This window comes from Streptomyces sp. BV286 (assembly GCF_019090165.1).
Lineage (GTDB): Bacteria > Actinomycetota > Actinomycetes > Streptomycetales > Streptomycetaceae > Streptomyces.
The window spans coordinates 78,328-102,594 of the sequence record NZ_JAHRIB010000167.1 but is presented as its reverse complement, the minus strand read 5'-3'; the positions used below and the strand labels follow the sequence as shown (position 1 = coordinate 102,594).

The 24,267-nt window shown below is 69.2% G+C and carries 32 protein-coding genes and 1 pseudogene; 7 read left to right on the top strand and 26 right to left on the bottom strand.

What is annotated here, in order from left to right; translation table 11 throughout:
• Window positions 1–29: 29 nt before the first annotated feature.
• From KUF83_RS30375 to KUF83_RS30330, 11 genes and pseudogenes are all read right to left on the bottom strand, one after another.
• Window positions 30–479: a hypothetical protein gene (locus tag KUF83_RS30375; RefSeq protein WP_217458194.1), complete on the bottom strand. Its 450-nt coding sequence runs from the start codon at window positions 477–479 to the stop codon at window positions 30–32.
• A 97-nt stretch (window positions 480–576) separates the two neighbouring features.
• Window positions 577–2,343: a hypothetical protein gene (locus tag KUF83_RS30370; protein ID WP_217458193.1), complete on the bottom strand. Its 1,767-nt coding sequence runs from the start codon at window positions 2,341–2,343 to the stop codon at window positions 577–579.
• Between the two features lie 51 nt (window positions 2,344–2,394).
• The gene (locus tag KUF83_RS30365) at window positions 2,395–2,724 is read right to left on the bottom strand and encodes a hypothetical protein (protein ID WP_217458192.1); all 330 of its coding nucleotides are present in this window, start codon (window positions 2,722–2,724) and stop codon (window positions 2,395–2,397) included.
• A gap of 258 nt (window positions 2,725–2,982) precedes the next feature.
• Window positions 2,983–4,029: a hypothetical protein gene (locus tag KUF83_RS30360; protein WP_217458191.1), complete on the bottom strand. Its 1,047-nt coding sequence runs from the start codon at window positions 4,027–4,029 to the stop codon at window positions 2,983–2,985.
• Between the two features lie 211 nt (window positions 4,030–4,240).
• Window positions 4,241–4,654, bottom strand: a complete 414-nt coding sequence (locus KUF83_RS30355; protein WP_217458190.1) for a hypothetical protein — start codon at window positions 4,652–4,654, stop codon at window positions 4,241–4,243.
• Window positions 4,651–5,016, bottom strand: coding sequence for an HNH endonuclease (locus tag KUF83_RS30350; protein WP_217458189.1), 366 nt, complete (start codon window positions 5,014–5,016; stop codon window positions 4,651–4,653). Before KUF83_RS30350 ends, KUF83_RS30355 begins: the two co-directional genes overlap by 4 nt.
• 144 nt (window positions 5,017–5,160) lie before the next feature.
• The gene (locus KUF83_RS42870; protein ID WP_308403206.1) at window positions 5,161–5,472 is read right to left on the bottom strand and encodes a helix-turn-helix transcriptional regulator; all 312 of its coding nucleotides are present in this window, start codon (window positions 5,470–5,472) and stop codon (window positions 5,161–5,163) included.
• Window positions 5,473–5,565: 93 nt separating this feature from the next.
• A pseudogene (locus tag KUF83_RS42865) lies at window positions 5,566–5,802 on the bottom strand (helix-turn-helix transcriptional regulator); the annotation flags it as partial.
• 69 nt (window positions 5,803–5,871) lie between these two features.
• Entirely contained in the window at window positions 5,872–6,378 is a 507-nt protein-coding gene (locus KUF83_RS30340) for a hypothetical protein (RefSeq protein WP_217458187.1), read from the bottom strand.
• Between the two features lie 367 nt (window positions 6,379–6,745).
• Window positions 6,746–7,939 (bottom strand): helix-turn-helix domain-containing protein, encoded by a 1,194-nt coding sequence (locus tag KUF83_RS30335; RefSeq protein WP_217458186.1) that lies wholly within the window; start codon window positions 7,937–7,939, stop codon window positions 6,746–6,748.
• A gap of 27 nt (window positions 7,940–7,966) precedes the next feature.
• Window positions 7,967–8,518: a hypothetical protein gene (locus KUF83_RS30330; RefSeq protein WP_217458185.1), complete on the bottom strand. Its 552-nt coding sequence runs from the start codon at window positions 8,516–8,518 to the stop codon at window positions 7,967–7,969.
• 184 nt (window positions 8,519–8,702) lie between these two features.
• On the opposite strand from KUF83_RS30330, the gene KUF83_RS30325 reads away from it, so the two are divergent.
• The 3 genes from KUF83_RS30325 to KUF83_RS30315 all read left to right on the top strand — a co-directional run bounded on the left by KUF83_RS30325 (window position 8,703) and on the right by KUF83_RS30315 (window position 11,386).
• Window positions 8,703–9,146, top strand: a complete 444-nt coding sequence (locus KUF83_RS30325; protein WP_308403203.1) for an XF1762 family protein — start codon at window positions 8,703–8,705, stop codon at window positions 9,144–9,146.
• A 95-nt stretch (window positions 9,147–9,241) separates the two neighbouring features.
• A complete protein-coding gene (locus KUF83_RS30320; protein ID WP_217458184.1) occupies window positions 9,242–10,114 on the top strand; it encodes an RNA ligase family protein in 873 nt (290 codons plus the stop codon).
• Between the two features lie 933 nt (window positions 10,115–11,047).
• The gene (locus KUF83_RS30315) at window positions 11,048–11,386 is read left to right on the top strand and encodes a PadR family transcriptional regulator (protein ID WP_217458183.1); all 339 of its coding nucleotides are present in this window, start codon (window positions 11,048–11,050) and stop codon (window positions 11,384–11,386) included.
• Window positions 11,387–11,447: 61 nt separating this feature from the next.
• Here KUF83_RS30315 and KUF83_RS30310 read toward each other — a convergent pair whose 3' ends face one another.
• Window positions 11,448–11,834, bottom strand: a complete 387-nt coding sequence (locus tag KUF83_RS30310; RefSeq protein WP_217458182.1) for a hypothetical protein — start codon at window positions 11,832–11,834, stop codon at window positions 11,448–11,450.
• A gap of 131 nt (window positions 11,835–11,965) precedes the next feature.
• Here KUF83_RS30310 and KUF83_RS30305 point away from each other — a divergent pair, with 131 nt between their 5' ends.
• Complete coding sequence (locus KUF83_RS30305; protein WP_217458181.1) at window positions 11,966–12,358, top strand: hypothetical protein; 393 nt, start codon at window positions 11,966–11,968, stop codon at window positions 12,356–12,358.
• Window positions 12,359–12,388: 30 nt separating this feature from the next.
• Here the strand turns inward: KUF83_RS30305 and KUF83_RS30300 are convergent, their stop codons facing one another.
• The 14 genes from KUF83_RS30300 to KUF83_RS30235 form a co-directional block, all read right to left on the bottom strand.
• Window positions 12,389–12,805: a hypothetical protein gene (locus tag KUF83_RS30300; RefSeq protein WP_217458180.1), complete on the bottom strand. Its 417-nt coding sequence runs from the start codon at window positions 12,803–12,805 to the stop codon at window positions 12,389–12,391.
• Between the two features lie 445 nt (window positions 12,806–13,250).
• Entirely contained in the window at window positions 13,251–13,697 is a 447-nt protein-coding gene (locus tag KUF83_RS30295; protein WP_217458179.1) for a DUF4262 domain-containing protein, read from the bottom strand.
• A gap of 103 nt (window positions 13,698–13,800) precedes the next feature.
• On the bottom strand, window positions 13,801–14,259 hold the full coding sequence (locus tag KUF83_RS30290; RefSeq protein WP_217458178.1) for a DUF4262 domain-containing protein: 459 nt from the start codon (window positions 14,257–14,259) through the stop codon (window positions 13,801–13,803).
• Window positions 14,256–14,624, bottom strand: coding sequence for a hypothetical protein (locus tag KUF83_RS30285; protein ID WP_217458177.1), 369 nt, complete (start codon window positions 14,622–14,624; stop codon window positions 14,256–14,258). The genes KUF83_RS30290 and KUF83_RS30285 overlap by 4 nt, the downstream gene beginning before the upstream one ends.
• Window positions 14,621–15,121, bottom strand: coding sequence for a hypothetical protein (locus KUF83_RS30280; protein ID WP_217458176.1), 501 nt, complete (start codon window positions 15,119–15,121; stop codon window positions 14,621–14,623). The genes KUF83_RS30285 and KUF83_RS30280 overlap by 4 nt, the downstream gene beginning before the upstream one ends.
• Before the next feature lie 112 nt (window positions 15,122–15,233).
• Window positions 15,234–15,866, bottom strand: a complete 633-nt coding sequence (locus KUF83_RS30275; RefSeq protein WP_217458175.1) for a hypothetical protein — start codon at window positions 15,864–15,866, stop codon at window positions 15,234–15,236.
• A 71-nt stretch (window positions 15,867–15,937) separates the two neighbouring features.
• Window positions 15,938–16,771: a hypothetical protein gene (locus tag KUF83_RS30270; RefSeq protein ID WP_217458174.1), complete on the bottom strand. Its 834-nt coding sequence runs from the start codon at window positions 16,769–16,771 to the stop codon at window positions 15,938–15,940.
• A gap of 51 nt (window positions 16,772–16,822) precedes the next feature.
• Entirely contained in the window at window positions 16,823–17,515 is a 693-nt protein-coding gene (locus KUF83_RS30265; protein ID WP_217458173.1) for a hypothetical protein, read from the bottom strand.
• 11 nt (window positions 17,516–17,526) lie between these two features.
• Window positions 17,527–17,832 (bottom strand): hypothetical protein, encoded by a 306-nt coding sequence (locus tag KUF83_RS30260; RefSeq protein WP_217458172.1) that lies wholly within the window; start codon window positions 17,830–17,832, stop codon window positions 17,527–17,529.
• Between the two features lie 91 nt (window positions 17,833–17,923).
• A complete protein-coding gene (locus KUF83_RS30255) occupies window positions 17,924–19,015 on the bottom strand; it encodes a hypothetical protein (RefSeq protein WP_217458171.1) in 1,092 nt (363 codons plus the stop codon).
• A 145-nt stretch (window positions 19,016–19,160) separates the two neighbouring features.
• Window positions 19,161–19,808: a hypothetical protein gene (locus tag KUF83_RS30250; protein WP_217458170.1), complete on the bottom strand. Its 648-nt coding sequence runs from the start codon at window positions 19,806–19,808 to the stop codon at window positions 19,161–19,163.
• A 67-nt stretch (window positions 19,809–19,875) separates the two neighbouring features.
• Entirely contained in the window at window positions 19,876–20,805 is a 930-nt protein-coding gene (locus KUF83_RS42155; protein ID WP_254644598.1) for a hypothetical protein, read from the bottom strand.
• Between the two features lie 88 nt (window positions 20,806–20,893).
• Window positions 20,894–21,391 (bottom strand): hypothetical protein, encoded by a 498-nt coding sequence (locus KUF83_RS30240; protein WP_217458169.1) that lies wholly within the window; start codon window positions 21,389–21,391, stop codon window positions 20,894–20,896.
• A 96-nt stretch (window positions 21,392–21,487) separates the two neighbouring features.
• Window positions 21,488–22,180, bottom strand: a complete 693-nt coding sequence (locus KUF83_RS30235; protein WP_217458168.1) for a hypothetical protein — start codon at window positions 22,178–22,180, stop codon at window positions 21,488–21,490.
• 274 nt (window positions 22,181–22,454) lie between these two features.
• On the opposite strand from KUF83_RS30235, the gene KUF83_RS30230 reads away from it, so the two are divergent.
• The 3 genes from KUF83_RS30230 (at window position 22,455) to KUF83_RS30220 (ending at window position 24,121) form a co-directional block, all read left to right on the top strand.
• Window positions 22,455–23,189: a hypothetical protein gene (locus KUF83_RS30230; RefSeq protein WP_217458167.1), complete on the top strand. Its 735-nt coding sequence runs from the start codon at window positions 22,455–22,457 to the stop codon at window positions 23,187–23,189.
• Window positions 23,190–23,385: 196 nt separating this feature from the next.
• The gene (locus tag KUF83_RS30225; protein WP_217458166.1) at window positions 23,386–23,874 is read left to right on the top strand and encodes a hypothetical protein; all 489 of its coding nucleotides are present in this window, start codon (window positions 23,386–23,388) and stop codon (window positions 23,872–23,874) included.
• Between the two features lie 103 nt (window positions 23,875–23,977).
• Entirely contained in the window at window positions 23,978–24,121 is a 144-nt protein-coding gene (locus tag KUF83_RS30220) for a hypothetical protein (RefSeq protein WP_217458165.1), read from the top strand.
• Window positions 24,122–24,267: the final 146 nt, after the last annotated feature.

Below are 24,267 nucleotides of genomic sequence, written 5' to 3'. Positions count from 1 at the left end.
GGCTCGCAGACGCTGGAATAGATCATCCCTTACGTCTGATCCTGCCCCGGCCTCTGCTGTCGCTCTGTCCTCCGGAGAGGCGTAAGGAGTGTCATGACGAGCCGCCTGATTGCTAGGGCGAAGCCGCCGAGCGTGACGACACTGAAACCGAGAATGCTGACCCACGCGGTGAAGAGCGCCAAGATCGGACTGGGGGAGCGCTCGTCTCCAACCAGCCACAGAATCAGACCGGTCTCGGCAACGAAACTGGCCACGCACAATCCGATCCAAACTATGCCTAACATGAACATGCCGCGCATAGACTCTCGTTCGTCACGAGTGATTTCCGGGCCCTCCCCGGTGAACGCCCGGAGCAGCAGGTGTGAGCCTTGTTGCCACTTCTGATTCAGGACTGCGACTTCGACTGCACCGGCCAGCATGATCACGGGGATAACCGTGGACATCGTCCCGGCATACTCCTCAGTCATTAGGTAGTTCATGGGTTCCGCCCCTTGATTCGCCGAGCCGATGCGGCAGTATGCCGCTTCAACCGGTGTCCGCACGCCGCCTTCCGGGTTCTGCGGCCGGTCATCTGGGTCAGGCTATGAGGCCACGACGGCGGACGTACGGCTCGTAGACGGCCAGGAGGATGCCTTCGGCGCGGTCGGGGCTCTTCATCCCCCGGGCCTTCATCTGCTTCTTACTCTCGACGACGCTGTGTCCGCCAGCGTTGTTGCCGAGGTTCGGAGTGGTCAGCTGGATGCCTGCCTCACGGTCGACTCGCAGACGTAGGCGGCCGGAGCCGGTGGAGGGGTCGGGCTGGAGGAGCGCGCGCGTGGCGAGCCACATCTCGTCTCTTTTGCGCCATGGCCTCATTACGGCGCCCGGGTCGTCACGCTCGGGGGATTCGGAGACCATGACGCCGATGATCTCTGAGCTGTGCTTGCCGTTGTCGCCCCAGACTTCGAGCATGCCGACGGCACCGTGACCTAGCCCGTTCTTGTCGATCTTGACGTGGACCTTCGCGGTGGACCCGAGGGCCTGCGCCAGGCGCTCCGCGGCGTGTACCTCCTCCAAGATCTTCTTGGCGACCTTGACCTGGTTGTCGTTGGCGGCGCCGCTGGAGTGGTGGCGGTGCTCGATCGCGTCGCCGACGATCCGGTAGATCGTGAACTCGTCTCCGCCGTCGGCCGCGACGTCCACCCCGAGACGCACCCAGGAACCGCGCTTGACGGTGTGCGTGGCCGTCTCTCCTTCAAGGCCGAGGTCGCACAGGCGCACCCAGCTGGGCCCGGTCGGGTCGTCGTTCTTCTGGGCGTCTTCGACCCAGGTGATGGGGATGACTTTGCCGCCGCCGCCTTTCGGGAAGCGGGCGTAGACCTTCGCTTCAACGTACGGGTGGTCTTGTCCGTACTCGCGGATGGTTCGGTCGACCCAGCTCATGTCTGGCAGGTGGAGCGCGAGGGAGTGCTTCGGTACGCCGGCCGGGCAGTCGTTGCAGTACGGGACGCGTTCTTTCGTGATGGCGGGGGAGTCGAGCGTGGCGATCGGCACGGTGACGGTGGTGGGCTCTTCGGGGTTGTCCCCTTCGTCACACAGGCCCTCGAACCAGGAGCGCGGGTCGTCGGCCGGCGGGTTGCCGATGGCGAGCATCCTCGCGTCGCCCGTCAGCAAGTTGTTGGTGCCGTTGCCGATGCCGCGGGCGATACCTCCGGCCTCGTCCACGATGACGAGCAACTTCGGGGTGCCGTGAATTCCTTGCATCGCGGCTTCGTCGCCCTCAGGTGCGGTGAAGCCGTACGCAACCAGTACGTCGTTGCCGTAGCTGTCGGGCATCTTCCACTGGGTGGTGGCACACCAGCCGGGGAGGCCTGCGCGGGCGATCGTCCTTCGGACATGCGGCCAGAGCTGGTTTCTGACCTGCCGAAATCTCGTCGCGGTAGTGACGATGACCATCGTCCCGGGGGGATTCACGGCCCCCGCCCACGCGACCAGCCTCCCGGCGATCCAAGTTTTCCCGACGCCGAATCCTGCGGGGACCGCGATCCGCTTGTGGAAGGGGACTGCGTCCACGATCTCTCGCTGCTTGCTCCAGATCGATTCCCCCAACACGTCCTCAATGAATCCGGAGGGCGTGTCGTGCCACAGGCCGTACATGGTGCCGGTCTCGCGCTCGACTTCGGTGAGGACGTGCGCCAGGTCGGCGTTGTCGAGAGTCTTGATCGTGGCGCGGCGGGCGGGGACGGGTGCGCGCAGGAGCAGGTCGGCGATGCTTGCGGCATCCGAAGAACGGACGCCTTGGCGCTGGTCCTTGCTTGCGTGCGCGGCCGTGACGACGTGTGTGGGTGAGGTCGTGGCGGCCATGGGGCGCACCGTGCCGGGCCTGCACTGTTATCGTCCCGGGCTGACCTCTCGTCAGTAGCAGTATCCGCAGACGCTGCTGTTGCCGCCGCACTCTTCGGTCAGGTGGTAGTCGCCGCGGCATCCGCAGTCGCAGCCGCCGAGGAGACGCTTCGCGAACAGCTTCCTGATCTTCGCGAGGAACAGCTTGTCGGGGACGGGCCCGATCTCAGCTTCAAGGGCGGCTTGTACGTCCCATGCCATCCGCCAGGGTGCTGCGCCGGGGCGGGATGGGGGCGGGACGCGGCGTACGGCGTCACACATTGCTTCGTCGGGGATGTCCTTGCACTGCATGCGGCGGCCGTTGATCAGCCGGATCGTGGGCCTCTTGAGCGTCTGGGGCACGGAGATCCTAGAAACGTCTGCGGCCCCCGTCCGGTCTCGGGCCTCCGCTGCGGCCACCGGGGGAGTGGTGGGAGCGGTGCACGATCGGGGACGGGGGCCGAAGTGGAGGTGAGGCGGCTCCCTGAGGGGGGGGTAGGGAGCCGCCTCTGGTGGGTGATGACCGAACCGAACCACCTGCGGGCGAAGGGCGGAGGGCCACCCTTCACAGCCATAGACGTAGTGGCCCCGTCAGGCGTTACAGGTTGTGCTGAAGGATTTTCACGTCTGGTTCTCGTCGGGTGACACGACTCGGCGTACGACCTTGGGGTCGCGGTCGATGGCCTCGGCGATCTGTGGCGGGGTCCAGCCGTACGGGGCTGCGTGCATGACGCGGATCGCCGTGTCGCGGATCTCGATGGCGGCGGCTTGGCGGGCCTTGGCGGCCTCGTACTCCGTGGCGATGTCAGGCAGCTGCTGCTCGGCGTTCTTGACGAACCTGACTCCGGCGGCTCGGGCAGCGGCCGGCTGCTTGGTGCGGTCGGGCAGTTTCGCGTCGCGGGGCAGGCCGAGCGCGCGCGCGAGGATGCGGTTCATGGCGTTGCGGCTGATGCCGGCGGAGTAGTACACACCGCGGGCGGTCGTGTAGAAGGCGAGACTGCACACCGCAGCGTCACGCTTGGGCAGGAGATCGGCGACCTTCTCCTCCTCCTGGTCCACGAACTCCCCCACGAGCCGCAGCCGCGCTTCGTCGGACACGGCGACCTTGGCGAACTCCTCCAGGACTCCGCGGCGGGCCTGGTCGCGGATGGCCGCGAAGTCGGGGCGCGCCAGGGCAGGGACGTTGCTCCGGCCGCCGACGGTGCGGAGCTCCTCGTACACGTCTTCCAGGTGCGCGAGGGCGGTGTCGCGGCGGGCTTCGGCGGCCTCGTAGCGGGCGGCGATCTTGACGGCCCGGCTGGTGGCGTTCTTCGGGTGCGGGACACCGGCCTTGCGGGCGGCCTCCGCGCGGTTCGCAGGCCAGCTCGGGGGGTTGATCCACCCGTCACGGCCGTCGAGCCCACCGGTAAGCGCGTCCATGGCCAGGCGCTTGACCTGGGTGCGGCCGATGCCGAACTTCTCGTGCAACTGTGGCTCGTACTCGTACAGGGCCGCAGCAGCGATGAGCCGCTGGCGTTCTGCCTTCAGCATGGAGAGTTCCATGTACGCCTGGTCGCGGATCTCCTCGGCAACTTCGCGCCGTTGGGCGGGGTCCTTGACCTTGCCGAGTTCGTCGTTGACCTCGGCCTTTGCGTCGGCACGGAGCTTGTCGTAGTCGGTGCTGCTCATGATGCTGTCCCGTTTCCGGGTGCGCGCCCTGTGGGCACTGGTGGCAGGGGCCTCCCCTAGCCGGATGTCCTTACCGGGAAACTGTACACCGGGTCCGCAACGGGGAGGTAGGCGCGGCCGATCTCACGCATCACAAGGAGCACCAGGAGGTCACCGCCGGGGAGTGGCTGGTCGCCGTCGCGGGGGACGGCCCGCGGCGGCGTGCCGGCGCTCATCCCGTCTTCCTGTGCGGGTTGTCGAAGCGGGCTCGGAGCTCGGCCGCGGTGAACATCCGGAAGACGCACAGGGTGCGGGAAGCGATCGTCACCGAGACACCGCGGCGCCCGCCGGGCTCCATCAGCATCCACCCCGTACTGAAAGGCACACACCGGCGCGTACGCCAGCCGCCGACGGAGTACCGGCCCCACCGGCGGCCGAAGTCGCGGAACCACAGGTCACGGGAGCCGCACGGGCCACCGAACCGCCCGATGGTGACGGTGCGGCCCAGGGCGGTGAGCGCGAAGCCGATGGTGCGCCTGCGGTCGTCGTCGAAGCTGAAGATCCGCGAGTACGACAGGGTGCCGCCGCTGCGCCACAGGGCCACGTACCAGCGCATCGTGAGAGGGAAGCTATGGGTCGCGTTCACGATGCGCCTCCGACAAGGGCATCGACGCGCATGCGGGTGCCGTCGGCGTAGAGGACGTACTCGGCTCTGCCCGGGTAGGTGACGGGTACTTCGCCGGGGAGCATCGGACGGCGGACCTTCCAGCCGGAGCTGTACGACTCGCGGGGGTGGTCCTCAAACCAGGTGTTGCACGTCGTGCACACCAGGAGGAGGTTCTGCGGCTGATTGATCCACTCCTGGCGGGCTCCGCCCATCCCCCGGTTGACGCGGTGGTGGATGGTCAGGTCCCGGGGGCTGTTGCAGCGGGCGCAGCGTGCCCCGTCACGGACGTGGACGAGGTTGCGCACCGCGTCCGTGGGGCCGGTGCGGCGTCGAAGGGCCACGGCGAGGGGTCTCCGTCCTGTCCCGCGCGCCGGGCCGCGGTAGCGGCCGCCGTGGAGCGGGCGGGAGCGAGGACGGGACCATGCATGCCGGGCGGGGCTACCGTCGCGGGGCCCCGATCTGCGAAACGGAGAGGCAGCTGAGTGTCAGATGCTCACACTGGTCGCGTGACGCTGCCGCTGGCGAGCGGCGTCCAATTCGGCAACACGTTGCCGAACCGCGACGAGGTTGTCGGGGTTGATCCGGTAGTAGACCCGGGGAGGCCGAGCTTCCTTCCTCGGCTGCGTCTCCTCTTCCAGGCGGCTCAGGAGCCATCCGGCGCGCTCCATTCGGCTGAGGGCGGGATAGACACTGCCGGGGCCGTAGTCGAGGGCACGGACAGCCTCAAGGCCGTAGAACTCGAAGTTCTCGTCGGCTATGTGACGCTCACACGCATAGTCGGCAATGTCGATCGCCACTCGTGTCCACCTGCCGAATGGTTTCACCCCGGTTACCGCGCGGAGGAATCGTTGGAGGCGGCTCGGCACGAGAACGGACTGCCTCATGCGGTGCCCGTGCGACGTCAGCTCGTAGTAGCGGCGCCCGGAGATCCGAGGATCTGAACTGTCCACGTTGTCCGCGGCCACCCACCCGCATTCTTCAAGGCGCTGAAGGATCGGGTACACAGTTCCGGGCCCGCGGCCCGTCTTCCAGCAGATCGTCAGGCCCCACTCAGGCGCAGCCGGGCTGGCGTCTCCTAAGACCTGCAAGATGTCACGGGTGGCTCTGGTAAGCCGGAGAGCAGTCATGCCGTCATTGTGCTGCTGAAGTGACGTGACGCAGGCCTGAACGGAGAACCGCGTCACGTCACTTGAAGGTCAGGCGACTACGCCGGCCGCCTGGCGTTGCTGTTGACGCTGGCGGGCGGTGTTCAGGGCGTCGAGGACTTCCACGGCGTACGGGACATGCACGTAGCCGACGTACACACGCCCCAGGGGGTTGTCCCCCTTGCCGAGGACGACTTCGTACTCCCCGCCGGTCGTCTCGTCGTCGTAGTTGTACGTGCCGGGCTCGGCGTCCTCCATGTCGAACCATGCAGCGTCGAAGACGGCTTGGACGGCCTCGATGATCAGCTCGTTGGGGACGGAGTCCAGCTCGACGGTGGCGCGGGTGTCGTCGTCGATGCAGATCCGGCCGTCGCCGAGATCGCGGGGCTTGTCGATGGCGAGGGTCACCGGGCAGCAGTAGGGCGGGGTGGGGGAGCGGTCGAGGCCGGGCAGGGCCGTGCAGAGGGCGTTGATGGCGCACTGCTGCTGATGGTCGTAAGCGTCCTTCCACTCTTGGAGGGCCGCCTTCACGGCGGGCGTCATGTTGTCGGGCTGCATGTCTCGTGTCCGATCGTTCGTGCCGGGAAGCCGTCGTTGGGTGCCCGGCCTGGAGGGGGGTCAGCCGTGTGACGGTGACGGTGAAGATCGCTTGTGTCTCGGCGCGAGGCCGCTTGTCGGCCGAGGACTTCCCTGGACACGACGAAGCCCGCGGCGGTCCGATCTGGTCCACCACGGGCTGGACTTCGTTCTGTTCCTTCTTTGTGTTTGGTTCTCTTCTGTTTACATGCGCCACAGCGCATGAGGCCACGTACGCCACAGCGCATCAGGCCAGATACGCCACAGCGCATGAGGATTTCACCTGATGCGCTGTGGCGTATGAGGAAATCCTGATGCGCTGTGGCGTACGAGGAATAGTTTCCGCAGGTCAGATGCGGTCCGAGCGGCGCGGCCAGAAGCGGAGTTCCTTCACCATCCGCAGCACCTCCCGTCCGGGCCGTCGGCTGCCGATGACGATGACTGGCGCGTCACACACCGGCCCCTCACCTACCGCGGGCACGCCTGTCACGATCCCTCCGGATGCCGGGGCCTTGGTGAACGCCACCTCGGCCGACGACGGCAAGATCATCAGCGGCTGGTTCTTCAGCGCGTTCCCGAACGCGGTACCCACGCCAGAGGCCAGCTCTGTCCCCTGGATCGCGCCGTCTTTGATCACCGCCGAGACGAGCCCGCCCGGCGCGAACGGCCTCAGCTCCTCAGCAGGCGACACCGCCGGCTTGTTCTTCGCAGCGTCCGCCTCCTCGATGCGCGTGCGCAGCTGGCCGCACAGCCGCTCGTGCTCGTTCGCGTACACCCCGGACTCGTTGACCCGGGCGCCCAGGGCGAGCCAGCGGGCGAATGTCCGGTAGGAGATCCCGACCTTCTTCGCTGCCTCCGTGCGCGTCGCCCCCGCACGGACGACCCGTACGAGCAGCCCCACGATCACCTCCGTCGCCGGGAACGCCGGCTCCGGGACCGGCTTGCTCATCCCGCCCTGCGCCTGGGGAGCGGGCACCAGCACCGGAGGGACAGCCAGGGGCTGCGCCGTCTCCACACGGGCGTGCAGGATGCCGCACAGCCGTTCGTACTCGGTCGTCGCCCCGCCGGCCGCGTGCACCTGTCGGCCACGGGCCAGCCATCGCAGGACACTGCGCTTGTCCACTCCCGCGGCTTCGGCGGCCTCCTGCAACCGGCCTTCCTGGCATAGCCGCGTCACGGCCTCCAGCCGTGCGGAGTTCAGCAGTGCCGGGCGACCGATCGGCGCCTTTCCCTCGGGCACGTTCTTGCCCAGCGCCTCGTCCGACATGATCGCGTCGATCGCGCGCCGCTTGCGTTCGGCGACTTCCAGCGCCACGACCAGGCGCAGCGACAGCAGCTCAAGGCCGGTGGATGCGCCCCCGTTCTCGCGCATCTTGCGGCCGAGTGTGATCCACCGCTGCAACGTCGTCAGGGGGACCCCGACCGATGCGGCAGCCTCCCCGCGAGTCTTGCCTTCCTGCACCGACTTGGCGATGCGGTTGATCATCTGCACGTGCAGACGGGTCGGACGGCCACGGGTCGGCAGAACACTGATCTTCGTCATGGCGCGGAAGGTAGACACACCGCCGCATTAGTGTCCTGCGGCCCCCGCACGGCCCTCCGGCCGGGCACGGCCGCCGCCGTCCAACTCCTGCACGGACGCGCTGAACCTCCCCACCAAGTCCTCGTAGGACCCCACCCATTTGCCCATCAGTTCACGGTACGTGAACACCTGCTCGGGGAGGCTCAGCATAAAATGCAGGTCCTTCGCGAAGATCCCAAGTTCCCGCGCTTTGGCATGCAGGTCGGGCGCCACGTCGAGCGCTAGGAAGCTAGCGGTGCGCTGCATTCCCTCGGCAGCGCTGGCCAGCGTGTTCAGCTCCTCCACAGTGAGACGGACCGCCGCTGTGCGACGCGCCAGTCCCTTCCCGAAAGCCGCCCGAGCAGCGTCCGCGTGCGTCAAGAAGCCGCCGTACGCTTCCCGACGCATCTGACGGAGCCACTGCTCGTGCGTTCCCCGGCGCTGCTGGTCGGCCTGATAGCGGGCACCGCGGAAAGCGATCAGAGCCGCGACCGAAGCCCCCGCCCCACCGATAATGCCGCCGCCCAACGCGCCAATGAGTCCAGCCAATCCCGCATCCACGTCGAGATCGTAGAACGCAAGCTGCTGCTCGCAAGGGGGAACGGAGACAGCGGCCGGGGACGGTAGCGTGCGGCGGAACGCATGGTCACGGCCTCCGGGCGCTGCAGGGGCGCCCCTGCAACGTGGAGGATTCGTGCTCCGTCCAACCCCCGGCGCGCACCCGGGGCCCCCGAGACTGCACCTGGTGCCGGTCAGGCAGAGAGACGCCAAAGCGTTCGTCGCCGAGTGGCACCGCCACCACACCGCTCCGGCCGGAGCGGTGTTCTGCGTGGGAGCGGCGGACGACGCCGGCGTGCTACGCGCGGTCGCCATGGTCGGCCGCCCCGTCGCCCGCATGTACGACACGGGCCAGACCCTTGAAGTCACCCGCACCGCCACCGACGGCGTCCGCAACGCCAACAGCCTCCTGTACGGCGCCGCGTGGCGCGCAGCGAAGGCGTTGGGCTACTCCCGGCTCATCACGTACACGCAGGACGGGGAGAGCGGGGCAAGCCTGCGAGGGGCGGGCTGGCAGGTCATCGCGCAGCGTCCGCCGCGGCCGGGCTGGAACTGCCCGAGTCGGCCCCGGACTTCGAACGGCAACGACCTGGTGGCCCGAACGCTGTGGGAAGGCGCTCACCGGGGGTAGAGACGTCCCGCAGCGTGTGTCCTGGGCCGCCGGGAGCCGCCGCAGACGGAGCACGCCACCGCGCGTATAGTCCCGGCCGACCGCAGGCTCAGGGTGTGGAATGGCCCGTCTCTGTCGCTCTCGCCCAGGCCGTATCAACGCTGCCCGTCGGCAAGGAGGTGTACTACGAGCCGAAGATGGACGGCCACAGACTGGTCATGTGGCGTACGGAAGACAACGTGCGCCTGCAGACCCGGGCCGGCCGAGACGTCACCTCAGTCTGGATGGATCTTGCGCTCGCAGGAATGCAGCTCCCCGCCGGGGTCGTACTCGACGGCGAAGGAATTGTGTACGTCGATGGCCGAATCAGCTTCGGAGCGGCGCAGTCGCGGGCGAACTCCACCCTGATGCGCGCCCGCGCTCTGGCTGAACGGCACCCCGCCCACTACGCCGTTTTCGACATCCTGCGGCACCCGGAACACGGCGACACCCGAGGGTGGTCCTACCGACGCCGTAGATCCCTGTTGGAGCACCTTCTGGAGGAGTACGGCGTGGGGCCGCCGATCCAGGCTGTGCCCACGACGACGGACGTCGAGCTGGCCCGGCTCTGGTACGAGGCACTACAGCCGCAGGGCGTCGAGGGCCTGGTCGTGAAGGTCGGCTCGTCCACGTACCGGGGCAACTCCAGGCAGTGGCGCAAGATCAGGCACGCGGAGACGGTAGACGCCGTGGTCGTCGGATACACCGGGCCGGCCGCTCGCCCCCGGCACCTGGCCGTGCGGCTGCCGGACGGACGCACGGCGTTCTCGCAGGCCCTGAGAGCACCGTTGGCGGCACAGATCGCGGCGCTGCTCGCCACAGCAGGCCCGGCACGCCAGACGCGGACCGCTGCGGGGGAGTCATTCAGCGCAGTCGGCATGGATGTGGTGGTGGAGGTCTTGTCGGGCACCACTCGACATGCCGTCGTTACCGTGACTCGGATGAAGTAGCGCCGACTGTTGCGGCCATGCAATGGTGTATCAAGGCTGCGTGCAGTCTTTCAGCGAGGGGCCCTTTCTGGCCGCGAACCTTCCAGGGCCCAACGCCTTCAGCTAGCCGTCCGGCCCCTGGTTACAACCAGGGGCTGACGACGTCGTACAGCCGGATAACCGCCTGTACCGCGCGCAGCGTCCCGTCTGTGGCCGCAATTATGGCCACTGTGGTGACGCAGGCTCGTCTGAGCCGTTGCCACCGAGAACGCCGCGTGCTGGTGGGACATATTCGCCTCACCATTGCGATGCACCTCCTTCATCCCGGGCCCGAGGTCTCGGACCCGATCGGAGTCTGGGAAGTCGCTGCCCGGGTGCCGAGCTGCATCGCTAGCGCCTATGGGACCACATGGATGGTGCGTGAACCGGGCATCTTCAACTCGCGGACCGCTCATCGAGACGGCGAAGAACACCCTCAGTGACCGATCGCCGAGTTAGTACTAAAACGCGCTAGACAGGCCAGTGACCTGCGGCTTCACTCGCCTCACGGAACTGTTTAAATGCGGACCAGTAACACTAAGTAACGTATGATCTCTGTCACATTCTCCCGTTTTGCGTGCTCAAGGGAGCATCCAGGCAGATAGTGCAGCTTTGTCGGCGCGCCTCGGACAGCAGGCAGCCGTCCGGGGCGCGCGCAGCGTCCAGGTCGATCAGCCGGTGCCGCCGAACAGGCCACCGTTCCCCGATCCGCCGGTCCCTCCGCAGGGGAATCGAAACCCCTTCGGGATGCGCCGGGGGCCTGGTGTACATGGCAGCTGGCCAACCCGAACCGCCCCTTCCCCGCTCCGTTGGCACCCGGAGCCTTGCGCAAGGGGATCATCTCGGGCCTCCGAAGAGAAGGCAAAGCGTAGGCTCGTCCAGCAATCAGCGGCGCCTCGTCACTACTGTGCACGCATGGCCATCAATCTCACCCCTGCCGTGGTGAAGGTGCTCCACGCCTTCCTGGCCGACGCGGAAAACGTCTTCTACGGCGCTGGGCTGACGGCATCCACCGGCGTCTCCAGTGGTTCGCTGTACCCAGCTCTCACACGCTTGGAGCGGGAGGGCTGGATCACGGGCATGGGCGAGGACGTTGACCCTCGCGAGGTAGGCCGCCCTGCCCGGCGCCTCTACCGGATGACCGGGCGGGGGGTGTGTGAAGCGCACGTCGCACTGGTCGAGCTCAGCGAAAGCGTACGTCCGCCGGCGGCCTCGCCCGGCTGGTTGGAGGAACGAGAGCGCTCTTCGCACTGACAACGCAGCACGCCCCGGGCAGCGGGTCAGCCGTCCGGGGTGCGCGCAGCATGCAGGTGGGTCAGCCGGTGCCGCCGAACAGGCCGCCGTTCCCCGATCCGCCGGTCCCTCCGCAGGGTGGCGTGCTGGGCTCTCCCGTCGGCTCCTCAGTGGGCTCCGCGGGCACGCTGGGCTCGCTCGGCGGGAACGTCTCCACGGGCACGTCGTCCTGGGGAGCGAAACAGGGTGTCGGGTCGGGACCCGAGTCAGTGGGCTCGGGATCGACCGGGTCGCACTCGGGGTCGAAGATGCTGCAGCTCGCCGTCGGCGACGGCTCGGGAGTCGGGTCGTCGCTGTCGTCACCGTTTCCGCCGAACACGGCGTACGCGGCGAGGATGGCTCCGACGACGACCAGGACGACACCGACGAGCAGAGCGGTCAGCCGGCCCGGGGGCTTGGACACGGACATGAGGTGTTCCTTCCATGCGGGTGTGTGACCGCCGGAGAGTGCACAGGTCGGGGGCCTTGTGGCGCGGGCTCAGTCGTCCCGCGGCTTGCCCGGGTGGAGCGGGCCGGCAGGCCTGCGCCTACGCTCGAAGAGTGAGCAGCGAAGCGATTCCCGAGCCGGTGGAGGCGCGCCCCTGGCGGGCCGACGATGGGCCGATGCCGAGGGTCACGACGTGGCCGGAGCGCGGCTGCCCGGCGCTCGGCGTGTGGTCACACGAGGCATGGCGGTACGCGCGGGTGATGGGGCGGCAGGACTGGGCCGACGGCCGCGTGTTCTACCAGGTGAGCGTCGACCTGCGAGGTGACACGACGGTCTCGGTGCGCCTGTACCAGTGGCCGCAGCCGGGTCTACGAGTGGAGCGGCGCCCGCCGGGCCGGGAGCGGTCTGCGGGAACGGCAGCCGACCGGGGCCAGGGAAAGATGCCGCGCGCGCGGCCCCGCACGAGCAGTGCGGGGCCGAACGGACGTCCTCCTACGGCTTCGTGAGCAGCTGGGGCCTGGCCCCGGAACAGCCGGTCAGACCGCCTTGGCCATGTTGTCCTGTGTGAGGCCCGGGAGCGCGTCCGGCAGCTTCTTGAGGGCCTGCCGCGCGGCGATCAGCTCAGGGCCTTCGAAGTTCTCCCAGTGCTCATGTGTCAGGACAATGCTGCTCGTCTCGCGGCACTGCGCCCACAGACGGTCGTACTCGGCCTTCTGTTCGTCGGTCCACCCGGTGGTGGGCTCCCGCGAGGAGCTGTAGCCATTCAGGACACCACCGTGCGCCGGGGCGGGCGCCTCCCAGCCGTCATGCGGATCACGCGACCACGGCAGCTTGGCCTGGTAGCGGTTCAGCTCCTCAAAGGCCTCGGCGGCGGCCTTCTGCGCCTCGACCAGCTTGGGAGGAAAGCCGTACGGGTTGGACGGGTCGGAGGGGGTGTCGGTGGCATCGGTCATGTGATCGAGAGTAGCCCGCGCCCCGGACATTCCCGGATGGTGAGCCGGGGCGCCCGGGGCCCGTCATCACCTGCGGACAGTCCTCGGCAGGGCCGAGGCTTTCGGAGCAGCGGGCTTCCTGACCTCGCTGCCTTGCGGCTTCCGCGGTGCCGCCGTCTTCTCGGATCCGCGGGGTATGCCGCTATGCCCGCTCCCGGAGTTCGAGCCGGACACTGCCGACGACGAGCCGTACAGGATGCACGGCCGGGCGCCGGACGGCACGAGGTCGACGCCTCCCGTGCGGGACACCGGGCAGGTGGGCGGGCCGTCGTCGTCGCCAAGCATCGTCAGCGCGAACAGCACACTGAACGCCACCACGGCGGCGATGACGGCACCCTTAAGACGGTGATGACCAGAGGAGTGGTGCGACTTCACAGAGGAGCGCCTTTCCAGGGCAGGGAGGGGGCTACAGCAGAACTTGGGCGTCGGGCTGGGCGTAGTACTCATCGCCGGGAAAACAGCCCCACTTGTCGGGGACCAGGACTTGCCACACGGTCACGGGCGGGCCGGACAGGTCACGGGCGCTGGTGAGCTTGGCGGTGTCCTCCACGAGATGCAGGCGGACCGTGAAGCCGCCTTGCAGCACCGCGTCCAGCTCCATGCCCTCTGCCGGGTCCAGGTGCTCGACGTGGAGCTGTTCGGCGGCGATGCGGAGAAGGTGCGCGGCGAGCGTGCCGGGCGTTCCCGACGTCGCCAGTTCGTAGGCGCGGCCGGGCCTGGCGGCCAGACCAACCGTGTATGAGAACGGCAGCTCATCCCCGTCCGGGTCGAAGATGTGGTGGATAGCGTGCTCTGGGAGCACCCGGATCTCCGGCTCCGGAACTCCCCAGTTGTTGTCGTCGTAGCCAGGCATGCGGGCGGTCCTTCACATCGGTACGGGACGCGGCCAGGGCGCGTGTTCGGCGCACTCCAGCCGACTCGCTCCGCTACCGTCCACGGCTGCACGGGCACCGGGCCTACAACAGCCGCTGGCCGTCGAGCCCGCGCACGTACGCCGGTTCGTCGGGGAAGGCATCCCGGGGGCCGGGCAGCATGACCTGAAGGGCAGGCGCGGGACGCTCGTACAGGGCGTGCACGACTTCCATTACCGACGGCTCGTCGACTGCCCGCAGCTTCACCGTGGTGTAGCCGTCCACGCAGTGCAGCAGCATGCCGGGAGCGAGGCAGGCCCGTGGGGTGGACCAGAACCGGCCAGCGACATCGTTGAGGAGGCGGGCCGCCGCATCCGGGTGGGTGCCGACGATCGCCAGCTCGTACCCGCCCGAGCGGGTCTTCACGTGGAAGCCGACGGTGTACGTGAGGGTGGGCTCGACGTACAGCGGATCGCTGACGGAGACCACCGCATGCCCGTAGTGGTCGCGATACGCGGCAGTGTCCGCGAGGAGCATCGGGTCGACGGCGGCAAGAAGGGTCATGCGGCAGTCCTCCGGATCGGCACGGGGCGGGCAACGGGGCGCAGCGCGGGGCGAGGTCCCTGAGCCGGCGTGGTGACCGGGGTGGCGGCGGTGACGCGGGCGGACACGTCCGTCATCCAGGCGCGGAAACTGTCCGGCACGGCGCATCCGGACCGCTCCACGACCGCCCACACTTGCGGGGCCGTCGCCATCCCGAGGAGCGCGTTCGGAGACTCGGGCAACAGCGGGCCGGGCGGGAACGGCACGCCGATCGCGGCGGCCAGGTCGCGGGCGAACCACACCGGTTCACCTCCACGCACCCGCACCCGCACCCGCACTGGCGCGTAGTCGTAGGGGAACGTGCGGGTCCCCGCCCTGGCGCTCACCGGGTTGGCCTGAACGAGGAGCGGTTGAGGATCGCGGCGAACGTCAGGGCAATACCGCGCGCGGCCGGGTCCTCGGTGCCCGCAGCCATGGCCTGAGCCTCCGTCTGCGCCTGATGGATGACGTCGGCCTGGTTCTCTGCGCGCTGCTTCCACATCGCCAGTGCCCCCGTGTGGTTGCCCTCCATGCAGGCGAACGCTTCCTGCATCGCCTGCATGGACGACTTCGCGAGTTGCAGGCGGATCTCCGGCCGGGAGTGCCCCAGGACCCACAGGAACTGTCCGGGGGTGGTGATCTGCTCGGACAGTCCGGCCGGTTCCTCGCCGGACCGTATCCGGGCCACCTCGTTGCGCAGCCGGTCGTTCTCCGCGCGCAGCCGCTCGTTCTCCTTGCGGACGGCCGCTTCCTCAACGAGCAGCGTTCCGGCGCTCTGCGGGGGCACGGACGCGCGCGAGACGTACGGAATAAAGGGGAGATCGATCGAGGGCGCAGCAGGCATGGGGACCTCACGTGTGACGGGCGCGACAACACATAGACGGAGTGGGCGGCGAATCCGCTACACCCCGACGCAATCGGGCACGCCGGGGCGTCACGGCCGGCTCAGGGCCCGGTCACAGGAGCGACCACTTCCCCGAGTGCTCGAACTCGCCCGTGCTGAGGTCCACAACCAGGTGCGCCCCGTGGGCCGGGGGGTCGGTGCGGGAGTAGTCCGCCAGGAGGGCACGGAACCGCTCCTCCAGCGCGAGGCCTTCGGCGGCCTCCGGCGATCCGTCGTCCTCGGCGGTGAAGCCGATCAGGACCGGGTCGTCGCATCCGGCGATGTGGACGTAGACCGTCTCGTCGTCCCAGAACACCCCGTCGTCGTAGTTGGGGTTCGTGACGAACTCGACGTGCGTCGGGGTCTCCGGCTCGGGTATGTCCGGGTCGGCGGCGACCAGGGCGCGCAACACCGCCACCAGCTCCCCCGGGATACGGCGGTCGCCCTCGGCCATGAGCGCGTTCCCCAGGGTGTACAGGTCGTCCCGGGTCCAGTGCCGCACCATCGGCAGCACGCGCTCCGGGGCGGCGAAGAACTCGGGGTCCATGCTCGCCACGGCCTTGAAATCGGCGTACGTCAGCACGCTGTTCGGGACGAGTTGACTCGCGCTGATGGCGCCCGCCTCGATGCGGGAGGCGGGTGAGGCAGCCGGCACGGGAGCCCGGGTCGTGCCAACGTCGATGGAGGCTCCGGGGTACAGGTTCACGAGGGTGGTCCTTCCAAGGGGGGGGCGGGCCGCCCGGTCGTACGAGACCGGGCGGCCCAACGAGAGAGAGGTCAGAGGTAGTTGGCGCGGATGATCTCGGCGATTTCCTCGGCGACGGCGCGCAGCTCGTACGGGTAGGAGGGGGCGCCGTTCGGGAGGTCGACGGTGATCCGCTTCCCGTCCGGGTCGTCGTGGAGCGTCACGACCAGGTCGTCGTACTCGTCCACGAACACACGGAGCGTGGGGACGTCGGGGCCCCAGAGCTTCCCGTACGCGCCTATGTAGCCGGACTCGGAGCCCCAGCCCTCCCCGAGGACGGTCGCGGCCTCCTGGGCGTACTCGCTGATGGTGTACGCGTACTCGGTGCGGCGCGCGTCCTCGGCGGGCTCGGTGAACGGGGACGGGATGACGACGCGGAGGGTGTCACCGACCTGCGGCCGATCGAAGTCGCCGATCTCCACCAGGGCCTCGGAGACGAACGAGCGCTCGAAGTCTTCCCCGTACGTCTGGCCGGTCGGGGAGTCGGTGAAGTAGGCGGTCGTGTCCCAGGTGGCCCATGCCGGGCCGTCGTCGTACTCGGTGGTGACGCGGAAGCTGATCGCGGCCGGACGGCGCACCTTCGGCCGGTCGTCGAACCACTCCGTCAACGCGGAGCGGAGGTCTTCCAGGAGGGTGCCGTACTCGTACCGGGGCGGGGTGACGTCCTCGGTCCACAGGCGCGCCTTGTGGCAACCGCCGCACGCCTTGAGGTCCAGGGTGTTGAGTTCCTTGCAGACGCAGCGCCACAGCAGGCCCGTGAAGGGACCGAGGTCGGCGAGTGCGTGCTGCTGGGAGAGGAACGCGGCGCTCATCAGGCGGCCGAAGACCTTGGCGGCGAAGTTGCGCGGCATGGTCGCGGTGTTCATCACAGGGGTTTCCCTTCAATGGGCCGCCCGGCGCGCGCCGGGCGGGGAGGTTCAGGCGGGGAGAGCGACGGGCGCGGCGTCCAGCTCGGCGAGCAGCGGCCGGACGAACGTCCGGGCGAGCGGCATGTCCGCGTCGCGCCACGTGGGCGTGGACTGGATGGCCTTCCAGTGCTCGGTGGTCATTGCGAGGGCCGGGGCGTCCTCGCAGTCCGGCACGGCGCCGGGGGTGTGGGCGCCGGTGATGTCGACGTGGGTGCCATCGGGCCGGGTCACGACGACGTGACCGATACGGCACGGGCACTCGTCCTCGTCGACTCCGGTGCACATCGAGTCGTTGCCGAAGCAGTCCGAGGTGAGCAGCGCCGTGGTGGGCCACCCGGTGACCTCGTTCAGCGCGAGGGCGAAGGCGTGGCACTGGCCGCTCGTGAACGCTTCCCGGGCGGTGTCATCCAGCCGGCCTGGGGTCACCTCGAACGTTCGGTGCCACTGGCCGACCACGGTGACGGGCCGGTCGGTGGGGAGTCCGAACGCGCCGGTGAGCGCGCTCATCACTGCGTCGAGCTGTTCGTCCGCCTCCAGGGCGTACGTGAAGCGGTCTTCGTCGTAGGCGGGCAAGTCGCTCTCCGGGATATCCCCGTCGTCGTCGGCGTGCTGGTTGAGGGCGACTCGGTGGGCGGCGTCCATCGCGCGGTAGTCGGCGATGGCGGCGTGGACGACAGCAACGGGGGTCAGGTTCTTGGACATGGGGGTGGTGGCTATCGGGGCTCGGGGCCTTGTGTCCGGGGCGTGTGGTCCTCGGTGGCGCGCAGCTCGGCGAGCCGGGCGGCCACGGCGCGGGCGACGGTCCCCAGGAACGGGGCGTGGTCGCCGGTGCGCTCGGTGAACCGGTCGTTGGCCAGGGCGATGAAGCGGGTGTTCGGGGTCCCGTCGGCGCTCATGAGGGTGGAGAGCTGATCGGGGGTCGCGCCGAGGAGATCCGTCGCCATCTCCGTGATGACGGGGTGGTCGGCGAGGGCCGTGACGGACTGGTCGAACGCGGGGGAAAGGACGGTGACGGACACCTGGGGCTCCGATCAGGCGAGGCGCTGACGTGTGAGGGCCGGGAGAGTGCAGGGCGGGAGCGGCTTACGTCGCGCGCTCCCGCCCGGGGCGTCAGGCGTCGCCGCGCGCGATGGCCTGGAGGTCGGCGAAGGTCAGGTCCGGCGCGGGAGGCATGGCGGCGGCGGCCGTGACGTACTCGAACGCGGTGCGCTCCTGCTCCGGCGTCGGGGCGTACGTTCCGCGCAGCGCCTCGATGGCGGGCGCCTCGTTGGCCAGGAACTCGAACCAGGCGGAGTGCGGCCCCTCGGTCTCCCAGCGCTTCCGGGCCAGCCACAGGGCGTGTCCGGCGCTCACCGCGTCGGGGAAGCCGTAGCGGGTCAGGCCACGCGCGGCGATTCGCTGTTCTGTGACGGTCCAGGCGTGCCCGGCGCGGAGCTGCGTGGTACGGACGACGGAGTGAACGGGCATGTCGGCCCACTGCTCGCCGGTGAGCGGCGACTCGGTGTGAAGGAGCACTTGCCACGACTCGGGCGTCTTGTCCATGACGACCGGTCCGGGTTGCTCGTAGGCGTAGGCCATCACGTCGCGTGCTTCGTCCACCAGCTCGGCCCAGCGGTCCGCGTCCAGCTGGCCGGCTGCCGCGCGGCGGTCAAGGTGCTCCCACGCCTTGAGCAGCGCTCCGGGCATCGCGTCGTTGCTCTCGTCGTCGTCCTGGCCGTAGTCGGCGCCGGGCTGCGCCCCGATCTGGTGCCACACCTCGGCCGGAGTGAACTCCGGGCCTCCCTCCCAGACCGTCGTGAACGCGTTCTCCTGATAGGAGTTGACGACCCTGTTGGCGGCGGGGTGCACGTCGGCGAACAGGTGGGCGGCCGTGCCGTACTGGTCCTGACGCTTCGTCTCAGCGCGCTCGGCCTCCCATGCGGCGTCTTCGGCGGCTCGCTTCTGGGCCTCCGGGTGCGCGGCGACCTTGGCCTCGGCCTTGGTGCGGCACCGGTCGTGCACGTTGGACAGGGGCCACCGGTCGGCGTCCCGAAGGTCGCGGTAGAACGCGTCGTTCTCGTGGTGGTTGCGGGGGCGGATGCTGCGGTTGCACAGGGCGCGGCCGTCTTCGTCGAACGCGTGCCAGAGCTCGAAGCTGGAGTTCGTGACGGACCAGACCTTTGACTCGGTCAGGTAGTCGGTCCAGCGGGGAGTGGCGGACATGGGTGTCCCCTTCGGATTGGGTTCGGAGCGTTGGTGTTGGTGCCGCTCGCTCGTGCGGTCCAACAAGCAAAACTGTACACCATGTCCGACGGTGGGCAACAGGGGACCCCGCCCCCCGAGCAGCAGGGACGGGGCCAACGGCACGTCAGCAGGGCTGAGGATGCACCCGCTTGCGGGCCCGCTCCAGCACGGCCGCACGCTGCTTCACCGGTATGTCCAGGTAGTACGCGCCATACACGGACGGGCCGTCTCCTTGAGTGGGAAGGCGGTGAACGACCAACGCTCCGCCCGGGTGCGTTGGCGTGCACTCAGTGATCACGAAGTGGACGCGCGTGCGGCCCATGCGGCGCATCCACGCGTACGTAATGCCGCCGTGCTCGGGGAGGACGTGACGGGCCGGGCCGATGTGCAGCCGGTAGCGCGTGCAGGCGGACGGCACTCCCGGGTGATCGTGCTCTCCCTTCCAGTGCCCGCACAGGGCGCAGCACGGCGTACGTGGCGGCCGTTCGCACGGCACGGCACGGAACACGGGCCCGAGGTGACCGGGCACCAGGCCCGCGCGCTGCCCGAACGTCAGCGTCACCGTGCCGTCCTCGGGCTCCAGCGAGGCCGCACCCAACGAGTGCAGCGCGGAAGCGAGCAGCGACCGCAGCAGCGCCCCTGAGACCACTCCGGCGGACTCCGGCCGGTCGGCGTTGCTCAGCCGGTACGCACTCCCGTCGGCGTCCAGCGGGCGACCGATGGCGTGCGGCACATCGAGCCGCACGCCGGCCTGGGGGAGGGTGGCAGGCATGGTGAGTTCCTCTCGGGCTTGGGCTGTGCCCCGGGCCGGCTGTCTGGCCCGGGGCACAGCAAGGGGGCTACGCGGGGGCGGGGAGCAGGGACGCGGGGATGATGAGCGCGATGTCGTCGCCGTCCCACACCACGCATTCGCCGTCGATCTCCTTCTTCATCACCAGCCGTCCCACAGCCGGAGCCGGACCGCAGTGGGCGCGGATCGTCTCGCACGACGTGCACTCGCAAGCGGCGTCCCACAGGGCCGGAGCGGCAACGTAGGCGTCCCCGAACCATTGGGACCGGCGCCGCACGATGTCCGGGTGCGGGGGCGTGAACCCTCCGACGACCAGGTCACCGGGGCCGACTGCCCCGGCTGCAACCGGCCGGATGGCGGACTCCAACGCCCCGGGCGGCAAGGGCCGGTAGAACCTGCTCACGGGGCGGGACCGCACGATCAGCGGCGTCCGTACGGGGTCGATGTCGAACGGCACGGTCGTCCGGGGCTGGTCACGCCCCAGAGAGACGCGGTGCGCTTCCTCGCGGCCCCGGACGTACAGGTGCTCAAGGTCCTCCGGGTGCTCCGTGCACTTCTCGGCCGTCCACCTGTACTCAGCCGCGCCAAGGGCGAACGCGGCCTGCCCGGCGGTGTGCGGTGCGTCGTCGGCGCCCCAGACGGCCCACGGCCACATGCCGCCGATGAGGTACCGGCCGTGCACATCCGGCACCACGATGATCACGCGCCCCAACGCGTCGTAGTCATCGGTCCACTGGAGCGTCAGGGTGCCGTCGGCGGAGAACGCGTAGCTCATGCACAGGTCGTCGCGGGTGACGTCGCGGGCAATCTGTTCGGCGGTCTCCCGGGTGAACAGGTGCGGGGTGTCGTCGAGCCACAGGGACGTGACGGGCAGTCCGACGTACGGGCCGAGCCCGGTCTCCTCGATGGTGAAGAGCTGGATGCTCAAGCGCGTTTCGTCGGGGTACGTGGCGTGCGGCATGGGCGGGATCGTGGTCATGCAGTCGGTTCCTTCCGGACGGCGAGGAGGGTGCCAGATGGCAGGGCTTGCGGCCCGGGGCGGTCGTGCCCCAGGCCGGCTCAGCGGCTCAGCGGTGGCTCATGGAGCCACGGGGCGCGCGTGGCACGCGGGCGGCGGGCGGAGCGGGGGCGGCGGGTTCGTCGGGGGTATCCCGTGCGGCGGGGTCGGCGGGCGGGGCGTAGCGCAAGAGGATGCGGGTGACGGCCGCAGCAGCGTTGGCGTCGCTGGAGTGGAGATCCCGTTCCCACAGCTCCCAGGGGGCGCCGCGTCGCTGCTGGTAGTTGCCCATGTATCCGAGGTCGCCCCACTCGGCGCCGAAGGGGTTGCCAGACAGGCACGTCCAGCCGTAGCCGTTCAGCGTCTCCGGGTCGATCTCGCTGACGACCAGGTGGCCCCACGGGGAGTGGTAGACGACGCACGGCGCTTCGGTGGCCGGGGGGCGAGGCGTGCACGGTACGAGGGTGCGCAGCACGCTCGCACCCGGATAGAAGGCGTGGCCGCGCAGCGTGCGCAGGGACTCGAACAGCGGCGTGTCGGAGAGGGGATGGAAGCGGGGGATGCGCATGGGGGTGGCGGCGCCTTTCAGGCGTGAGGAGGGCAGGGGGCGGGGCAGGGAGCGCGGGGGCGCAGCCGGGATGCCGCGCCTCGTGGGGGGTGGCGCTTACACGGTCGCGGTGAAGGAGCGGCGCGCGTTCAGTACGGCGGCCGCGCGCTCGCGGGCCGTGGGAAGGTCCGCAGCGAGAGGGGAGACCACGTGGTCGGTGCGCCCGTCACGGCTGGTACGGAAGGCTGCCCAGCCGTTCGCCGTGCCCCACGCATGGGCGCGGGGCTGACGGCACGGGTACCTTTCCTGCTTGCGCCCGTGCGTGGCATGCGGAGCGCACACCTTGCAGTCCCAGCCCAAGGCGAACGCCTCTGAGCCGGCCAGGGAGCCGTCTGCCCTGACAACGCAGGTCAGGTAGACGCGCCCGATCTGCACGTCGATACCGTGCGGCATTTGCAAGCCCATGAGTTGTGCCGCCTCCAGTTCCGCCAGAGCCGTACGGAATTCGACGTGCGCGGCTTCCAGCGGCGGGCCCCAGACTCCCGGGTCGTCCATGTCCGTGCGCGCTTCGCGGTACCGGCGCCAGGCCACGGTCGGAGCCGTGACGACAGCCAGGCTCTGCCCCGGGGTGACACACCAGACGTCATCGGAGTCCAGATTCATCTCAACCTCGCTCGGCAGGACGTGCGTGCCGCACGAGCAGTGAAACTTGCCGTCCCTCCCGGCAGTGAAGGTTCCGTGGCCGCATTCGCTGCATTGGAGCACGGTCACGGCGGCGGGCAGTGCGGGGGCGAGGGTGCGTGTGGGCATGGCTGTCTCCTCGGTTTCGGAGCGTTCGGCGGCTGACGGTTGCTCGGTCCGTCGCTGCCGTTCGGTGCAAGCACGACGATACATGACCACGGACGTTTTATGTACACCGCGTCCGACACGGGATCGGCGGGATCCTCGAAAAGGAAGTCCCACCCCGCGAATTAACGCCACGACACCACGGAGTGCCGGACATGGTGTACAGTTATCAACGTTGGACGGCACGAGCGGGCCGCACCAACACCAACGCTCCGAACCCAACCCGAAGGGGACACCCATGCCCGTCACCATCAACGAGACCGGCGACCACCTGCCCCAGTACGACCACATCGCCCCCAACCGCATCCACATCTCCGTAGCGCAGCTCCCCGACGGCCGCGTGAGCGGCGTAGACGTCTACGCCAACGCCCCCGCCGAAGACGAGATCCTGCCCAGCGAACCCCGCGCCACGGTGTGGACCGTCCCCGTCCCCGACGTCGACGACACCGACCCGTCCGCCGCCGCGAAGGTGCTCGACCTGGCACTCACCAACACCTACCGGGACGACGACGGTCACGGCTGGAGCGAAGGGGAGCGCCACGCCAGCAACTTCTACGCCGACCATGCCGGAGAGCGCACGTTCCTCCGCACCGTCGAAGCGCACCTCATCCGCGCGGGCTACCTGGACGCGCACACCGGCATGGTCGCCTGCCAGTCGTACGGACTGAACATCAGCGACGACGACCTGGTCATGAAGTGGTCCGAAGGATGGAAGTGGGTGGCCATCGGCCACGACGCCGATTGGGCGCCGCAGCCGGACGTACTCGCCCCCGCAGACGCCTCACCGCGACGCGTCGCCAACGCCATCATCGACAACCTCGCGTCCCTCGACGTGGACCTGTACGAGCGGCTGCCGCTCCATCACCGGGCCCGCGTCTACGTCCGCACCTTCGGGTGGCGTGCCCGGCTCCACCGCATCGCCTACCGGCTCACGCGCTTCCGCCGCACCGTCCGGGCCCGCATCCCCCGCTAGACCCCGCTGGGGCGCACCGGCACCCCCGGTGCGCCCCAGCCGGCCCGACCCCCGCGCGCACGCGTAGGACGGTCGCAAAAGTTGCACAAGCGTTCCTTTGCGCTGGTCACAGCGCTGTCCCCGCTCGCACGGTCGACCCCCTTCGCGCGGTCCCGCCGGGCGCTCTTCCCTTCCTCTCTTCTCCACGGGAGTTTCTGTGTCTGCTGTCCGCGATGACGTCCGCACCGCTCTCTTCCGCCCCCTGACCGATCCGTCAGAGGTGACGTTCGCTGCGTATTCGAAGACGGTGTTCGCCCCCGCGTCGAACCTCGTTCCCGACGTGCCCCGTACCCAGGTGGTGTCGGGCGCGTTCCTCCGTGCCCTCCTGATCGATGCCATCCGATGCTCGGGTGCTGTGGCGTTTGATGATCTGTCCCGCACGGTGGCATTCACCTACGCCGCCGGAATGCGTGATCACGCCACGTACGAGTGCCGCCCCATGCCCACGCCCCGTACGCCGGTCTGTGGTGAGTGCGGTCAGTGGGAGAGCGAGCACGGGAACCCGAACGCGACGTGCTGCAGCAGGTTCGATGTGGAGCCGCGCCCGGACACCCCGCAGAACCCGCTCTGCGCAGCATGCGATCAGCCGTTCTTGCACCACGGCCGTCGGTTCACCGTCGCGTGCCGTGGCTTCTTCCGGAAGTGAGCCGGCCGCCGTCTCCGCATCGATCCGCGGCGCAGTGTCGCGGGCCGGTGCGGGGGCCGACGGTGCCCCCTTTGCCATCCATGACCCTCTCGGAGGTTTCACCATGCCCAGCAGCACCCCTGACGACAGCACGCGTCCCGCCACCATCGGCGAGCTGCGCAGGCTCTCCTTCCGGGTCGGCATCATCGCCGTCATGTTGGCCGTGTCCACGGCTGGTCTGACGATTCTGATCCTGATCGGCTCGTAGCGATCAGTCCGGGGCGGAGGGCTCGATGCTCTCCGCCCCTCCCTGCGCCACTGCGGTCTGCCGCTGTCGCCCGCGATGTCCGTCAGGGCCGTGAGCAGGGCGCGCCGTAAGCGATCCCGCCGGGCCATCATCCGTGCCTCCCCGCC

Coding starts and splice junctions, on each gene's coding strand:
- KUF83_RS30375 (WP_217458194.1), bottom strand. CDS start 479: ATGAACTACCTAATGACTGAGGAGTATGCCGGGACGATGTCCACGGTT.
- KUF83_RS30370 (WP_217458193.1), bottom strand. CDS start 2,343: ATGGCCGCCACGACCTCACCCACACACGTCGTCACGGCCGCGCACGCA.
- KUF83_RS30360 (WP_217458191.1), bottom strand. CDS start 4,029: ATGAGCAGCACCGACTACGACAAGCTCCGTGCCGACGCAAAGGCCGAG.
- KUF83_RS30340 (WP_217458187.1), bottom strand. CDS start 6,378: ATGCAGCCCGACAACATGACGCCCGCCGTGAAGGCGGCCCTCCAAGAG.
- KUF83_RS30335 (WP_217458186.1), bottom strand. CDS start 7,939: ATGACGAAGATCAGTGTTCTGCCGACCCGTGGCCGTCCGACCCGTCTG.
- KUF83_RS30315 (WP_217458183.1), top strand. CDS start 11,048: ATGGCCATCAATCTCACCCCTGCCGTGGTGAAGGTGCTCCACGCCTTC.
- KUF83_RS30310 (WP_217458182.1), bottom strand. CDS start 11,834: ATGTCCGTGTCCAAGCCCCCGGGCCGGCTGACCGCTCTGCTCGTCGGT.
- KUF83_RS30300 (WP_217458180.1), bottom strand. CDS start 12,805: ATGACCGATGCCACCGACACCCCCTCCGACCCGTCCAACCCGTACGGC.
- KUF83_RS30295 (WP_217458179.1), bottom strand. CDS start 13,697: ATGCCTGGCTACGACGACAACAACTGGGGAGTTCCGGAGCCGGAGATC.
- KUF83_RS30290 (WP_217458178.1), bottom strand. CDS start 14,259: ATGACCCTTCTTGCCGCCGTCGACCCGATGCTCCTCGCGGACACTGCC.
- KUF83_RS30280 (WP_217458176.1), bottom strand. CDS start 15,121: ATGCCTGCTGCGCCCTCGATCGATCTCCCCTTTATTCCGTACGTCTCG.
- KUF83_RS30270 (WP_217458174.1), bottom strand. CDS start 16,771: ATGAACACCGCGACCATGCCGCGCAACTTCGCCGCCAAGGTCTTCGGC.
- KUF83_RS30265 (WP_217458173.1), bottom strand. CDS start 17,515: ATGTCCAAGAACCTGACCCCCGTTGCTGTCGTCCACGCCGCCATCGCC.
- KUF83_RS30255 (WP_217458171.1), bottom strand. CDS start 19,015: ATGTCCGCCACTCCCCGCTGGACCGACTACCTGACCGAGTCAAAGGTC.
- KUF83_RS30250 (WP_217458170.1), bottom strand. CDS start 19,808: ATGCCTGCCACCCTCCCCCAGGCCGGCGTGCGGCTCGATGTGCCGCAC.
- KUF83_RS42155 (WP_254644598.1), bottom strand. CDS start 20,805: ATGACCACGATCCCGCCCATGCCGCACGCCACGTACCCCGACGAAACG.
- KUF83_RS30240 (WP_217458169.1), bottom strand. CDS start 21,391: ATGCGCATCCCCCGCTTCCATCCCCTCTCCGACACGCCGCTGTTCGAG.
- KUF83_RS30235 (WP_217458168.1), bottom strand. CDS start 22,180: ATGCCCACACGCACCCTCGCCCCCGCACTGCCCGCCGCCGTGACCGTG.
- KUF83_RS30230 (WP_217458167.1), top strand. CDS start 22,455: ATGCCCGTCACCATCAACGAGACCGGCGACCACCTGCCCCAGTACGAC.
- KUF83_RS30220 (WP_217458165.1), top strand. CDS start 23,978: ATGCCCAGCAGCACCCCTGACGACAGCACGCGTCCCGCCACCATCGGC.